A 14909-nucleotide genomic window follows, 5' to 3' on the forward strand; every position below is an offset into this window, starting at 1 on the left:
GGTGATGTTAAGAGCCAGTGTAAATCACGCCATTTTAGTTGCAGTAACGGTATTGATCTGTTCGATATTGGGTATTGTTGCCGCGTTTAAAATTCCAGTGCAAATGATCCCAGATCTTGAAGTAAGAACCATCACTGTGGTGACCAATTGGCCCGGTGCCACGCCACAAGATGTTGAAAAAGAGATACTTATAGAGCAAGAAAGGTATCTTCGCTCACTTGCGAATCTAACTCGCATGTCAAGTTATGCCAATACCGGTGAGGCAGAGATAGAGCTTGAGTTTCCATTTGGTGTCGACGTCAACGAAGCGCTCATAAACGTGAGTAATGCGTTATCTCAGGTGCCAAATTATCCTGAAAACGTTGACCAGCCGGTGTTATACAGCAGCGCGTTTTCGAGCAATGCCTTTATGTTTTTTAATCTAAAGCCGCAACCGGGAAATCCACTCAATCTTGATATTGATATGCTTCGCGATTATGCCGAAGACTTTATTCGTCCAGAAATGGAAAGAGTCAGTGGAGTATCTCAGGTTGGTGTGCGCGGTGGTGCACTCTATCAAGTACAAATTTTGGTAGATCAAGAACAATTAGCGAGCCGTGGAATTAGCTTAGTTGACGTTAGAAATGCAATACGCAGCCGTAACCAAGATGCCTCTGCCGGCGATATAGACAGTGGTAAACGCCGTTATTTACTGCGTATGGTCGGCCGCTTTGAGTCAGCTAAAGCGCTAGAAGAGCTGGTAGTCAGTCACCGTGAGGGCACCACAATTAAGCTCAAAGACATCGCTCAGGTAAAGCTTGATCATTATGAAGTGCGCGACATTGCCTATAACAATGGCGAGCGAGCCTTAATGCTCTCGGTGAGACGGGAAAGCGGTTCTAACGTGATGGCGATTAAAGAAGAAATGATGGAGGTAGTGGCTCGCATCAACCGTGACATGCTCGCAAGTAATGGACTACAACTGACGCTATTGAGCGATGATGTTCGTTACGTTAAAGGATCTGTTGAAAATGTTTGGACGAATTTAGCGCTGGGTGCGGTGCTTGCGACTCTGGTGATGTTTTGGTTTTTAAAGAGCCCACGCTCGACCTTTATTGGTGTGATGGGCGTTCCAATTTGTACCATCGCGGCATTTTTGGGTCTGTTGCTATTTGACAGAACGATCAACGTGATTTCCCTCGCCGGCGTTGCATTCGCCATTGGCATGACGGTTGATAACACCATTGTTGTACTTGAGAACATAGAGCAAGCCAGACGCCGAGGTCTCGACAAACTTCAAGCTGCTATTACCGGTGTTCAAGAGGTATGGCCTGCGGTGCTTGCTTCAACCCTGACCACAGTGTTGGTATTCGCACCTATTTTGTTTATTCAGCAAGAAGCCGGGCAGCTTTATTCCGACGTCGCAATTGCGATTTCAGCTGCAATCATCGCTTCTATGTTGGTGGCCTTGTTTGTGGTGCCTGCTGCTAATGCAAATTTTGCCTGTAAGGAAATCTCCAGTGGCATGTTGTCTACGCCTAAACTGCCAACGTTTATTCCGGCGATGTTATCAAGTCCACGTGCTCGCATAGTGTGTATTGTATTAGGTAGTGTGTTGTTACTCGGTGGGGCGTGGTTATTTATGCCTAAAGCCGAATATTTGCCAGAGGGAGAGGAGCCAAAAGCGTTCTCTATGATGATAGCGCCTCCGGGCTATAACCTCAGCCATATGCAAAAAATTGGTGATGAACTACTTCCTTATTTAAATAAGCATTTGGAAAACGATGACAGCGATTTTGTATCAGGTAAAACGTCGTTGCCACCTTTAAAATATTATTCGATGTCCGTTGGTGTTGGTAGCATTTGGCTATTGAGTGAACCATACAACCGTGAATACATCGATGAAATGATGGAGGCAATCACGACAAAGTTTAGAAGCTACCCAGGAATGCGTGCATTTTCTTCACGAGGCTCGATTATCTCCAGTAATGATGGCGGTTCAAGAGCGGTGGCTTTGGATATCAGCGGTACAGATCAAACGGCGCTCTATCGGGCAGCAGATGCAGTGTATCGGTTAGCGGGGGAGGTCTTTGATAATCCACAAGTGGATTCTGCGCCATCTTCTCTGACACTCGACCAACCGCTAATAGAAATCCAACCAAGGTGGCAACGGTTGGCTGAAGTGGGTATGAGTGCCGACGAACTCGGCTATACGGTCGCAGCCTTGAGTGACGGCGCCTATGTTGACGAGTTGATCTTAGACGATGACAAAGTAGACGTCTTTTTATTTTCTGAGTCGGGTAATCAGCAAAGTCTTTCGCAATTAGCGCAATCTCCGGTTGTGACCAAAGCTGGACTGATCCCGCTGAGCGCTTTGGCCGATCTACGAGAAAAAGCAGACAGTGATAGTTTGCGTCGAGTTGATGGTCGTAGAACCGTGACTGTATATATTATTCCACCAAGAAATGTTGCGCTAGAGGAAGCGCAGGAATTAGTCAGAACGGAATTATTACCGCAGCTTCAGAGGCAGGGCGATCTGCTCCCTGGTGTCAATGTGAGTATCGGTGGTGCTGCCGATCAACTAGACAAAACCAAAGAAGCGCTGGGCAGTAATTTTATCGTTGCATTAGCGCTGTGTTACTTATTACTTGTCGCAATCTTCAAGCATTGGGGCTATCCGCTATTTATTATGGCAACAGTGCCGCTTGGCATGGCAGGGGGCTTACTTGGACTAATTGCTATTAATGGCATTGGTAGCATAACAGGCACTTTCCACCAGCCTTTTGACATGATCACTATGCTTGGCTTTTTAATTTTGTTAGGGACGGTGGTGAATAACCCTATTCTGATTGTCGATCAAAGCCGCAGAAACCTTGAGAGTACCGCGATGAGTGTTTACGAGGCGGTGATCTCAGCACTACAAACGCGATTAAAACCGATTGTGATGTCAACGATGACAACCCTATGCGGTCTTGCGCCATTGGTGTTTATTCCAGGAGAAGGGTCTGAGCTTTATCGAGGCGTTGGCATGATAGTGCTTTGTGGTATTGCTATGGCAACTATCGTCACACTCACCATTTTACCCGCGCTATTAGTCAGCTTTTTAAAACGGCCGGTAGAGAGTTCTGTAAGCAAACTCTAACCATATATTAATCACGCTGTGTATTACAAATGCCTTGCTTGAACATTTCCGTTCAGCAGGGCATTTTTATTGTTAAGTGTTATGAAAGCTTGAATTTAACGGTTTTTGCCCACAGTAAAATAAAATGCGTACAGGTTTATATAATAAAAAGAGCACAACATGACATCTAACATACGCTCTGCAATTATCGCTGAGGGCGGAGGTCAAAAAGGCATTTTTACAGCGGGCGTGCTTGATGCTTTTCTTGAGAAAAAGTTTACGCCTTTTGATTTAAAAGTGGGTGTCTCAGCGGGTGCACAAAACCTCGCAGCTTATTGCGCTCGCGCCAGTCAATATGCGCAAACCGCTATCGAATCACTGACGACGGAGCAGCAGTTTTTCCGTCCAGCACGATTTTTTACCGGTGGTAATGTCATTGACTTGGATTGGTATTTTCAGCAAGTAGAGCACAGCGGAAAAGTACGGTTTCCAACTAAGCCTAACCACCTCACGCCGGAAAGTAACTTTTATGCGGTTGCAAGTCACTTAGACTCGCTTGAGCCACATTATTTGCATACGTGGCACGATAACATGTTTACCCATTTAAAGGCTTCTAGTGCAATCCCTTTTTTATATCGTCCAGGCGTTAAAGTTGCGGGTCACGGAATGATGGATGGTGGCGTAGCCGATCCTTTACCCGTACGCTGGGCACACAGTCAAGGGGCAAAGACTATTTGGGTGATCAGAACCATTGAGGCACATGACGATGGCAAAATGCCAGTGCTTGAGCGTTTAAAGCCAATCATGCGGCGGGTTAATCAATCTCCTCGAATGTTTGAAATGTATCATCACTATCAAAGTCGCTATGCCGATGCGGTTAACTTTATGAATTCACCACCAGAAGATGTTAACGTCATTCAAATAGCCCCCAATAGACCACTGGGATCCATGGTTTTAGGCTCAAGCCCTGAGACCTTAAAGTCTGATTATAAATTGGGGTTTGAACTTGGATTAAAAGCGGTAGATAAATGGCGTGATATGCTTGAAGTAAGTGTAATGTAACTAGCAAGCCTCAGGTTGAGACTTGCTTGTTATTTGCTTGTACTTAAGACTTGCGAATTGAAATAGAAGTCGCTTCGATATCAATTCGGCCATCTTTAAATAAACCACCGATGGCTTTTTTAAAGTTAGCTTTAGAGGTAGAGAAAGTACGCTTGATGGCGTCAGGATCTGACTTATCGCCTAGCGGTAAATAGCCGCCACTTTCTTCGAGCTTGCTATAAATGATTTCCGCAAGGTCTTTAACCTTACCAATACCTGGCTTTTCTAACACGATATCAATCTTATCTTCGTCATGAACCGCTTTTACAAAGCCCTTCATGCGCTGACCAATATACATGCGCTTAAATACATCATTGAAAAAGACCAATCCAAAGTGTTTCTCATTGACTATCACTTTATAGCCAAGATCGGTTTTTGCCGCGACGATTAGATCTACTTCTTCGAATTTTTCGTACTCGGCTTTTGATTTACTCAAAAATTTACCCAGCGCACTAGACGCACAAATACGCTTACTGGCGTTGTCTAGGTAAAGCCTAACCAAATAGCTATAGCCGTCGCGCATTTTCGGCTTTTGTTCATTGAAAGGCGCTAACACGTCTTTTTCAATACCCAAATCCATAAAAGCACCAACCTTATTGATCTCTTTTACGCGAAGCAGGGCAAACTCGCCGACTTGTGCAAGTGGCTTTTTGGTTGTTGCCGTTGCGTGTCCCAAGTTATCCAAATAGATAAATACTTCAACTGAGTCACCTTCTTCGTTGTGCTTCGGCACTTCTGCTCGAGGAAGAAACACGTCACCAAGCTCACCACCGTTTAAATAAGCACCTTCCGCGGTAAGCTCTTCAATGGTTAACATTTTGATTTGACCTAACATGATTATTCCTCGTCAGTTTGTGGTTTTGGTTTGCGACGCATCGGCATAGTACCGTCAATATCAATTGGTGGCGGGACCACTTTTCTCGGTTGTGATTTTTTCACCGGCTTTTTCTTAGGTTTACTTGTTTGCTTTGGCGCAGACTCTGCAGAGCGATTTTTACTCTGCTGCGGTTTTTGCTTAAGTCCTTTGAATTTACCAACAAGACCGGGGACTTCTTCAAAACGTAGTGGTTCATCAAGATAGTTTTTGATTGCCACATAGCTATCCCAATCTTTAGGACCAACAAATGAAACCGCAGTGCCTTTAAACCCAGCACGCCCTGTACGACCGATACGGTGGACATATTCTTCTGCCTGCTTAGGCAAGTCAAAATTCATAACATGGGTAACGGAGAGCAAATCGAGACCACGAGAAGCAACGTCTGTGGTAACAAGCACTTTATAGATCCCACGGCTGAAGCTTTCCATAATGTCTAACCGCTTATTTTGTGGCATATCGCCCGACAACGATACCGCTTTAATCGACATCTCATTTAGCAGTTTGCTTAATCGGTCTGTGTCGCCACGGGTTGCGGTAAAGATAATGCACTGTCCTACGTCATCTTGTGTGATGAAGTGCTTAAGCAGTGCTTCTTTATGATCTAAATGATCGGCAAAGTAGAGCGCTTGCTTTATGTCTTCATGCTGCTGGTGGGCATTGCTCAACATAATACGCTTTGGCGATTTAAGTAATTGACGTGACGATGCTTCAACTTGGGTATGGTCTAGTGTGGCTGAAAATAGCAGCGTTTGTCTTTGGCGGTGATCCGCAGAGTCATTAATGACGTCTAACTGTTTTTCAAAGCCAAGGTCAAACATACGATCTGCTTCATCAAAAATAAGCAGTTCAAGACCGCCTAAAAATAATGAGCGATTTTCAACGTGATCGGCAATACGACCAGGAGTACCCACCACAAAATGCGGGTCGCGGCGTAGCGCTTTTACCTGATCATTGTAGTTTTCACCACCCAAAATCTTACAGACTTGAATATTAGTGCCAGCACACAGTGCACGACACTCAGAGAACACTTGAGTCGCGAGTTCACGAGTTGGGGCTACGATAACAACGCGAGGATCGCGTTTGCTCAGCGCTTTTTGTTTCATTACACGCTGTACGGCAGGCAGCAAGAAGGCTAGGGTTTTGCCAGAGCCTGTTTTAGACTGCGCAAAAACATCGTGGCCAGCTAGAGCCGTTGGGATGGCATGCGCTTGGATCTCGGTCGGTTCCGTGATCCCTTGGTGAGCCAGTTGTTGTTCTAGGCGCGTATCTATCCCAAGTTCAGTGAATCTCAAGTCAATTTCTCCAAGTCTTGAATTTTAAAAACACGAGATTATACCAAAGCATAGACGCTATCGGATATAGAATTTGTGTTTTTTGCATTTTAATCAAAAATCCGTAAAATACGCGCCTCAGCGCCGGGTTTGCGACTCGGTTTTCGTGCTTTACACATCGTCATGCTTAATGTGTAAGCTAATCAAAGCTTAAATCTAGGAAAATACAATGTCAGAACAATACGTTGTTTGTGCTATGTACAAGTTTGTCTCTTTACCTAACTATCAAGAGATAAGACAGCCACTTCACGATGTGATGGAAGCGAATGAAGTTCGCGGTACGTTATTACTTGCCGAAGAAGGCATTAACGGTACCGTTGCCGGTAAACGTGAAGGTATTGATGCGCTACTTACATGGTTAGACAAACAACCAGGCCTTAATAACATCGTTTATAAAGAGTCGTTCGATGAAACTTGCCCTTTCTACCGCACCAAAGTAAAGCTTAAGAAAGAAATCGTGACCATGGGTGTACAAGGTGTAGACCCAAAAGAAGTGGTTGGTACGTACGTAAAACCACAAGATTGGAATGCATTGATTTCAGACCCTGACGTTGTACTCGTTGATACGCGTAACGACTATGAAATCGAGATCGGTACGTTTAAAAATGCCATCGATCCTAAAACCAAGACTTTCCGTGAATTCCCTGAGTGGGCGCAAAATAACTTAAACCCAGAAAAACACAAAAAAGTGGCGATGTTCTGTACTGGCGGGATCCGCTGTGAAAAATCGACAGCGTATATGAAAGAGCAAGGCTTCGAAGAAGTTTATCACTTGGAAGGCGGTATTCTAAAATACTTAGAAGACGTGCCAAAAGAAGAAACCATGTGGGAAGGCGAGTGCTTTGTGTTTGATAACCGTGTTGCTGTCGATCATGACTTAAACAAAGGGTCTTATGATCAATGCCATGCTTGTCGTATGCCAATCACGGAAGCTGAGAAACAACTCGAAGAATATATGGAAGGGGTGTCTTGTCACCACTGCCACAAAGACTTAACAGAAGAGCAAGTTGCACGATTTGCTGAGCGTCAAAAGCAAATTGAACTGGCGAAGCTGCGCGGCGAAGGTCATATCGGTCATGAAGCACAGGATGCTATTCGTAAGCGTAAAGAAGAAAAGCTAGCGCAAAAAGAAGCGCAACGTCAAAAGCGCTAAAGATGCATTGTACTAAGAATACATAATAAAGGGACCAGTTGGTCCCTTTTCTCTGCTAAATCTTTCACTGCCTATTTGTGCAAGTGCCATTCGCTCTGCAAACTTTTCATATTAGGTGTGTAGCCTTTTCTAATTCCTGTTTTCAAATTCTTCGAAATCAATTCTGAAATTAAATTAATTCATAATAATCAATGGGATATTTTTTATTTTCAGATTGGTGTCTTCCTTGCTTATTCAAAGGCTATCGCTGTAAATCTACAAATTGATTTACGCCGTTAAATTGTTGAAGGAGCTTTATGATGTCAAATACGGTAACCACAATTAATCCTGCGACAGAGCAACCCGTTAATGAATATACGTTAATGAGCTTGGACGAGGCGCAAAAGTCGGTGGACTTAGCCAATGACTGTTATTCATTTTGGAAGAAAACCACATTTACGCAAAGAGCACAAAAGCTAAACAGGCTTGCTGACTTAATTGAGCAAAATAAATCCAAGTTAGTTTCACTGATGACCGAGGAAATGGGCAAAGTGACGGAGCAGGGTGAACAGGAAGTTTCTTTGTGTGCTGAAATTTGCCGATATACCGCTGAGCATGGAGAAAAAGAATTACAGGATGAGCATCGGGTATTTGAGCAGGGACACGCCATTATCACTTATCAACCAATAGGCGTGATCTTAGGAATACAACCTTGGAACTTTCCGCTTTATCAGGTGATTAGATACAGTGTTTCGAATGTGATGGCGGGCAATACCACGGTAATGAAACATGCCTCAAATGTATTTGGCATGGCTAAATTAATTGAAGAGTTGTATTTAGAGGCCGGTTTTCCAAAAGGTTGCTATCAATCATTGTTAATTGATGGTGAGACAGCAAGCGAGTTGATAAAGAACCCATATATTCGCGGGGTTACGTTTACCGGAAGCGATAAAGTAGGTAAACAAGTTGCAAAACAGGCTGCTGAGCTTTCTAAAAAAACCGTCCTAGAGCTTGGTAGTAACGATGCCTTTGTGGTGCTGGCAGATGCTGATATTAATAAAGCGGTGTCCGCGTGTATTCAAGGTCGTATTGTCAACAACGGTGAAACCTGCGTTGCCGCAAAGCGCTTTATTATCGTTGATGAGATTTATGATCAGTTTAGAGAGGCTTTTGTGGCTGGGTTTAAGCAGCTTAAGGTGGGAGATCCAACCGCAGCAGACACCGACTTAGGTCCTATGGCGCGTAAAGATTTACGTGATGAATTACACCAACAAGTTGAAGCGTCCGTTAAAGCGGGAGCGACTTGTCCACTTGGTGGAGAAATTCCAAAGCAACAGGGCTTTTATTATCCTGTCACCATTTTGGAAGACGTCAAACCCGGTATGCCGGCTTATGATGATGAACTCTTTGGCCCTGTGGCGTCGCTAATTCGTGTGAATGATGAGGCTGAGGCAATGATGGTCGCTAATGATTCACGCTATGGTTTAGGTGGCGGGATTTTTTCTGAAGACACCCAACGTGCCACAGAACTTGCTATCAAGGAGTTTGATACTGGCATGGTGAACATCAATGGCTATTCGCTGGCGCAACCAAACTTGCCGTTTGGTGGTGTTAAAGACAGTGGCTATGGTAGAGAGCATGGTGGCTTTGGGATCAAAGAGTTTGTTAACGTGAAAACCGTAATGGTCGCAAGCGTTGAATAACGCAAACCGATCCTGACGTTTGCTTATACGCTGGAGCCAGTAATACTGGCTCTTTGCGTTTTAAATTGGTTATAATTCGCGTCCATTTTTTACAGCGAGAAAGACACGTGGGCGAAGCGAGCTTAACAACCTTACATTTATTGGCAACTGATCCAAGCGCAGTGGCGCAAGCGGCTGAACTTGCACGTGACGGTCATCTTGTTGCGGTTCCTACAGAAACCGTTTATGGCTTAGCAGCAGATGCAAGGCAACCCGATGCGGTAAAAAAAATCTTTGTAGCAAAAGGACGCCCAGCTGATCACCCGCTAATCGTACACCTCGCTGACAAGTCTTTGGTCACTGAGTGGGTGGAAACATTGCCAGACTATTTTGATGCCTTAGCTGATGCGTTTTGGCCGGGGCCACTGACGATCGTTGCCAAAAAGCAAGCACATGTGAGCGATGTAGTCACAGGCGGTCACCCAACCGTGGGTATACGTGTGCCAAATCATCCTGCAATGCTAGCATTATTGCGGCGTATTAACTCTGGACTTGCTGCGCCTTCAGCCAACCCTTACAAAAAAATTAGTCCAACCACCGCCGAGCAAGCGTTGTTTGGATTGTCCGGCAAAATAGCGGCTGTGTTAGACGGCGGTCCGTGTGAAGTAGGACTTGAGTCTACGATTGTCGATATATCTTCAGCCACACCGAGGATCTTGCGAGCAGGCCCTATTACTAAAGCTGCACTTGAAGCGGTGCTCAATATTGAAGTGGATGAGCCTGATGTGCACACTGTAGCCGTCCCTGGTAACGTAAAAGCCCATTATCAACCAAGCAAACCGCTTACCCTGTTGTCAACGGAAGAGTTAGTTGCTCGCCTAAGCGGCCAGTGCGAAGCGAATACCGGTGTGTTGTATTATTCATCACAAATAGAGCGAATGATCTCTGAGAATTCAGCAAACAACGAGCTGGTGGATCTGAAACTTGGTGCTGACAAAGCCAAGTATGCGCAGGGCCTTTATCACGGGTTACATCAATTGGACCAATCAAGTGCAACCGAGATTTTGTTGGAAGCACCACCAACGGCGCCCGAGTGGCGCGATGTTAACGACAGACTGATGCGCGCGGCCGCGCAATAGACATAATTTGGCGCGGTAGCCTATCGCGCCTTACTCTGCCTCAATCTTTACATAACTTTACCTTACTTTACATGGGCTTATCTTGCCTTTAAAACGCTGCAAGGCATACTGCATCTTATCGCACTTATACTGTGTGTTATCGAATAGTTTATCTTGATGTGAGTGATTAACTGTTACACTCAAATATAGCTAAGAACAATGGAAATTATTAAGGTTAATATGTGTAAAGTAACGCGCTTGGTGGTTTTTACGGCCACTATGCTGATAACCAATGCCGCTTTGGCGAAACCTTCGCAAGTGATTGCAGAGCCTATTCAATTTGAAAGCAGTAGCCAGCAGATTCAGGCAGTAGGTAATGCTGAAGCTATTCAATCGGTTATTTTGTATCCCGCAATTGGCGATAGGGTGACTGCGGTACATTTTAAACCGGGCGATCAGGTTAAAGCGGGTACTTTGCTATTGGAGCTAGATTCACGCCGCCAAAAAGCAGCGCTTGAAGAAGCTAAAATTCGTCTTGCAGATGCGCAGCGCACCGTCGACCGCCTAACTGATAGCCAAAAGCGTGGTGCCGTCCCAATTAATGAATTAGATAAAGCGGTAACGGACAGAGATTTAGCAAAAGTCGCCTTGATCCAAGCTAAGAATGAATTAGAAGACCGCCAAGTGATCGCCCCTTTTTCTGGCGTAATGGGACTCACCGACGTTGAGGTTGGAGATCGCATTACCACCCAAACCGCGATTGCGAGTATCGATAACTTTGACAAGTTGTATGTTCAATTTGCGGCACCGGAATCGGCGTATGGCATGCTTAAATCGACCGATAGCGTGCTGCTGACACCTTGGAATGATAATTCAACACGGATCGACGCAAAGATAGCGCAAATGGACTCTAGAATTGACCCAACAGCCCGCACACTAAAAATTAAAGCCATCTTTGAAAACCGCAATGACCGTTTTTTGCCTGGAATGAGCTTTAGAGTATCGCTAACGGTATTAGGTGAAGAGTTTGCCGTTATTCCTGAAGCCGCACTGCTTTGGGGCGCAACAGGTCCTTATGTATGGAAAGAAGTAGATGGCAAAGCTAAGCGTATTGATGTCAAAATCCAACAGCGTTTGCCGGGTAAATTGCTGGTATCAGGCGATTTGGCTGCAAGAGAGTTATTAGTTGTAGAAGGGGTGCAACGTCTTCGTCCAGGGCAAGAAATTGCGGTGACGAATGCACTGGCGAAGGAATAAATTGTGACTAAACCGGAGTTACCACAGTTACAAGATTTACCGTCGATGGCTATTCGTCGTCCGGTATTAATCGTTGTATTAAATTTATTGATTATTATTGCAGGTATTGCTGCTCTTGCCGGCGTTGAAGTTCGTGAACTGCCCGATGTAGATAGACCGCGTTTAACGGTGTCCGCATCGTTTCCTGGTGGCTCGCCTGAGACTGTCGACACCGAAGTAACGAGTAAGTTAGAAGGCGCAGTCGCGCGCGTCAGTGGTGTAAAAAGCATTCGTGCACAAAGTGAAGAGAATAATGCGCGTATTGTTGTTGAATTTCGTCCGGGCATTAATCTAGATGATGCAGCCAACGAAACACGCGAATCCGTTTCTCGAGTACAGAGAGAGCTACCTGAAGAAGTTGAACGGGTGTCCATTATTAAAGCGGATAATGACGCAGAAGCCGTGGTGTCTTTAACTGTAAGTAGTGCCTCTTTAACACTAGAAGGATTGACCGAGCGAGTAGAAAAAGACTTAGCGCCGCAGTTTTTGACTATTCCAGGCGTGGCCGATGTGCGCCTGAACGGCGATAGAGAACGGGTGCTGCGCGTAAGACTTGATCCCTTAAAACTGACAAGCTTTAATCTAACCGTTCCGGATGTTGCTGCGGCGCTTAGACAAGCACCGTTTGATGTACCCGCAGGCAGTTTAAAGTCTGACGATCAGCAGCTGATTGTCCGTGCTGATGCCACTTCAGTAACCGCTGAGCAGGTGAGTGATATCATCATTCGTGGTGAGACTCGGGTGGGGGATATTGCCTCTGTGTATTTTGGACCGGCTGATCCTCGCTCTATGGTGAGGCTTGACGGAGAGCCTGTAATTGGGCTTGAGATCATTCGCCAAGCACAGTCCAATACCATTGAAATCTCAGATGAAGTGCTGCAACTCGTTGATAAGATAAAAGTACGCTTTCCAGATCTGGAGCTATTCGTCACCTCCGATGATGCACAGTTTATTCGCTCATCCGTAGATGAAGTCTTGAGCTCTTTGGTGATAACCATATTGCTGGTGGTATTCACGCTTTGGGTATTTATTGGCTCGTGGCGTGCGACGCTTATTCCAGCTTTTGCAATCCCGGTTGCGCTTATCGGCTCTTTGGCGCTGATCTGGGCGCTTGGCTTCTCGGTTAATATTTTAACCTTGCTAGCACTGGTGTTGGCCACTGGACTTATCGTAGATGATGCGATTGTTGTTAGTGAGAATATTCAGCGTCGTCGTGGCGAAGGGATAGGTCGTCGCGCTGCGGCGGTACTTGGGACAAGAGAAGTCTTCTTTGCTGTAGTTGCGACAACCGCAGTACTTGCTGCGGTATTCGTACCGATTGCCTTTTTACCCTCGACTGCGGGCCGACTGTTCAGGGAGTTTGGTGGCGTGTTAGCTGGTGCCGTGATTATTTCTTCATTTGTGGCACTGTCATTGGTGCCAGCATTAACATCTAAGTTAAAAGTAAAGCAAGATAGCAAAAAGCACCTGTTTTCAAGTGTTGGTGTGAAACTCGCAGAAATGTATCGCGGTACGATCCACTGGGTACTTGACCATGCATGGCTAACCTTTGGTGTATTTGTGGTTATTGCGAGCTTGTCTGGTGCGCTCTATTCGCAATTGGATAATGAGCTTTTGCCATCTGAAGACAGAGGTAAAATTCGCATTTTCGCAAGAGGGCCTGACGGTGTTGGTCTTAACTTTATGGATAGACAAGCCAAACAAATGGAAGATATTTTATTACCTTTTGTGGAAAGTGGAGAAATAGAGTCTATCTATACGGTTGTTGGTCAGTGGGATCCCAATATCGTGTTCATTACTGTGCCGCTAAAGCATTGGGACGAGCGTCATTTCTCGCAACAGGAAATTATCGATAAGATCAGAGGACCGCTTGGTAATATACCCGGTGCACCTGCTCGTGCCTTTGGTGCAAACAGTTTAAATCTTAGAGGCCAAGGTGGTGGTATCGAGCTTGCGCTACTTGGTAACGACTATTTAGAGATTTTTAAAGCAGCGCAACAATTTGCGGCTTTGGTTGAAAAAGAAATGCCAGACGTAGCTCCAGTGCAAATCTCTTATCAACCCTCGCAACCTCAGCTCCGCGTAAACATTGACCGTCGAAGAGCAGAAGAGCTTGGCGTTAGTTTGAGTGATATCTCAACGACACTTAGGGCGGCCATTAATGGCGATGATGTTGCTGATTTGAATGTTGGCGATCAATCCATACCAATTATGCTGCAAGCTCAAAACCATACCATCAGAGACCCAAGTGATTTGGCTAACCTTTATGTTGGCAGCCGCTCTGGTGCATTGGTTCCGCTAAGTAGCCTTGCCGTTATTGTAGAAGAGGGCGTAGCTGCCGAGCTTGAACGCCATGCGCAGCGTCGTAGTATCGAGCTGGATATGAAACAGCCAGAAGACATGCCTATGGCAGAAGTGGTTGAAAAATTACGAACGCTAGCAGATCAGAGTTTACCCGACAGCGTGACGCTGGCGTTTAAAGGGGAAGCCTTAACCTTTGAAGAAACTGCCAACGAAGTGTTACTTACCTACGTGCTGGCGTTTTTGATTGTGTTGCTCGTACTTGCTGCGCAATTTGAAAGTGTAAACAGTGCCGTTGTCGTCATGATCACAGTTCCGTTTGGGATCACCTCTGCCATATTGGCGCTGTATCTTACGGGAACCTCGCTAAACATATATTCGCAAATCGGTTTAGTGATGTTGATTGGTTTAATCGCTAAAAATGCCATCTTGTTAGTTGAGTTCGCAGATCAGTTACGTGATAAAGGACGTTCGGTAAGACAAGCTGTTGAAGAAGCGGCAGTGATCCGTTTACGTCCTATCATGATGACTTTAGTATCTACATTGCTTGGTGCTTTACCGTTGATTTTATCGGTAGGCGCAGGTGCTGAATCGAGAAATGCAATCGGCTGGGTCGTATTTGGCGGTTTAGGCTTGGCAGTATTCTTTACGCTTTACCTCACACCTGTCGTTTATCTCGGTTTAGCGAGATTTACAAAACCGAGGGCGGATGAAACCAAATTATTAGTGGATGAACTTGATAAAGCTGAAAGTTAAATTCCACGGTTAAAAATAAAGTAAGGTGAGCGCAGCAATAGCTGCGCTTTTTTTATACAGTGATTAATGTTGTGGTAACACATTCTTTGATACTTTTTGTTGAACTTTTCATTATTTAAACTGTCACAACCGATGTGGTTGTTTTATAGCCAGTATGTTTGCTACTCTAAGACAGTAAATCCTGTTTTCTATAACAATAATAAAAATAACAAGCT

Annotated in this window: 9 protein-coding genes; 7 read left to right on the forward strand and 2 right to left on the reverse strand. The window is 45.1% G+C overall.

Going from position 1 to position 14909, the window contains the following annotated elements:
* Positions 1 to 4: 4 nt before the first annotated feature.
* Together EXT48_RS07360 and EXT48_RS07365 are read left to right on the forward strand one after the other, a co-directional pair.
* The gene (locus EXT48_RS07360) at positions 5 to 3121 is read left to right on the forward strand and encodes an efflux RND transporter permease subunit (protein WP_130164051.1); all 3117 of its coding nucleotides are present in this window, start codon (positions 5 to 7) and stop codon (positions 3119 to 3121) included.
* 159 nt (positions 3122 to 3280) lie between these two features.
* Positions 3281 to 4162 (forward strand): patatin family protein, encoded by an 882-nt coding sequence (locus tag EXT48_RS07365; RefSeq protein WP_130164052.1) that lies wholly within the window; start codon positions 3281 to 3283, stop codon positions 4160 to 4162.
* Positions 4163 to 4205: 43 nt separating this feature from the next.
* Here EXT48_RS07365 and EXT48_RS07370 read toward each other — a convergent pair whose 3' ends face one another.
* Positions 4206 to 5036, reverse strand: a complete 831-nt coding sequence (locus tag EXT48_RS07370) for a S1 RNA-binding domain-containing protein (RefSeq protein ID WP_039495828.1) — start codon at positions 5034 to 5036, stop codon at positions 4206 to 4208.
* Positions 5037 to 5038: 2 nt separating this feature from the next.
* The gene (locus EXT48_RS07375; RefSeq protein ID WP_045988801.1) at positions 5039 to 6370 is read right to left on the reverse strand and encodes a DEAD/DEAH box helicase; all 1332 of its coding nucleotides are present in this window, start codon (positions 6368 to 6370) and stop codon (positions 5039 to 5041) included.
* A 208-nt stretch (positions 6371 to 6578) separates the two neighbouring features.
* Here EXT48_RS07375 and EXT48_RS07380 point away from each other — a divergent pair, with 208 nt between their 5' ends.
* The 5 genes from EXT48_RS07380 to EXT48_RS07400 all read left to right on the forward strand — a co-directional run bounded on the left by EXT48_RS07380 (position 6579) and on the right by EXT48_RS07400 (position 14694).
* Positions 6579 to 7562: a rhodanese-related sulfurtransferase gene (locus EXT48_RS07380; protein WP_130164053.1), complete on the forward strand. Its 984-nt coding sequence runs from the start codon at positions 6579 to 6581 to the stop codon at positions 7560 to 7562.
* Positions 7563 to 7861: 299 nt separating this feature from the next.
* A complete protein-coding gene (locus EXT48_RS07385) occupies positions 7862 to 9244 on the forward strand; it encodes an NAD-dependent succinate-semialdehyde dehydrogenase (RefSeq protein WP_130164063.1) in 1383 nt (460 codons plus the stop codon).
* A gap of 107 nt (positions 9245 to 9351) precedes the next feature.
* Complete coding sequence (locus EXT48_RS07390; protein ID WP_130164054.1) at positions 9352 to 10362, forward strand: L-threonylcarbamoyladenylate synthase; 1011 nt, start codon at positions 9352 to 9354, stop codon at positions 10360 to 10362.
* Between the two features lie 198 nt (positions 10363 to 10560).
* Positions 10561 to 11598 (forward strand): efflux RND transporter periplasmic adaptor subunit, encoded by a 1038-nt coding sequence (locus tag EXT48_RS07395; RefSeq protein ID WP_010604799.1) that lies wholly within the window; start codon positions 10561 to 10563, stop codon positions 11596 to 11598.
* Positions 11599 to 11643: 45 nt separating this feature from the next.
* Positions 11644 to 14694 carry an efflux RND transporter permease subunit gene (locus EXT48_RS07400; RefSeq protein WP_171039521.1) on the forward strand — a complete coding sequence of 1017 codons (3051 nt, stop codon included), beginning with the start codon at positions 11644 to 11646 and terminating at the stop codon, positions 14692 to 14694.
* The last annotated feature ends 215 nt before the right edge of the window (positions 14695 to 14909 follow it).

The sequence above is a fragment of the Pseudoalteromonas sp. CO348 genome (assembly GCF_004208845.1).
GTDB classification, from domain to species: domain Bacteria; phylum Pseudomonadota; class Gammaproteobacteria; order Enterobacterales; family Alteromonadaceae; genus Pseudoalteromonas; species Pseudoalteromonas maricaloris.

Coding starts and splice junctions, on each gene's coding strand:
- EXT48_RS07385 (WP_130164063.1), top strand. CDS start 7,862: ATGTCAAATACGGTAACCACAATTAATCCTGCGACAGAGCAACCCGTT.
- EXT48_RS07400 (WP_171039521.1), top strand. CDS start 11,644: ATGGCTATTCGTCGTCCGGTATTAATCGTTGTATTAAATTTATTGATT.
- EXT48_RS07380 (WP_130164053.1), top strand. CDS start 6,579: ATGTCAGAACAATACGTTGTTTGTGCTATGTACAAGTTTGTCTCTTTA.
- EXT48_RS07365 (WP_130164052.1), top strand. CDS start 3,281: ATGACATCTAACATACGCTCTGCAATTATCGCTGAGGGCGGAGGTCAA.
- EXT48_RS07370 (WP_039495828.1), bottom strand. CDS start 5,036: ATGTTAGGTCAAATCAAAATGTTAACCATTGAAGAGCTTACCGCGGAA.
- EXT48_RS07360 (WP_130164051.1), top strand. CDS start 5: ATGTTAAGAGCCAGTGTAAATCACGCCATTTTAGTTGCAGTAACGGTA.
- EXT48_RS07395 (WP_010604799.1), top strand. CDS start 10,561: ATGGAAATTATTAAGGTTAATATGTGTAAAGTAACGCGCTTGGTGGTT.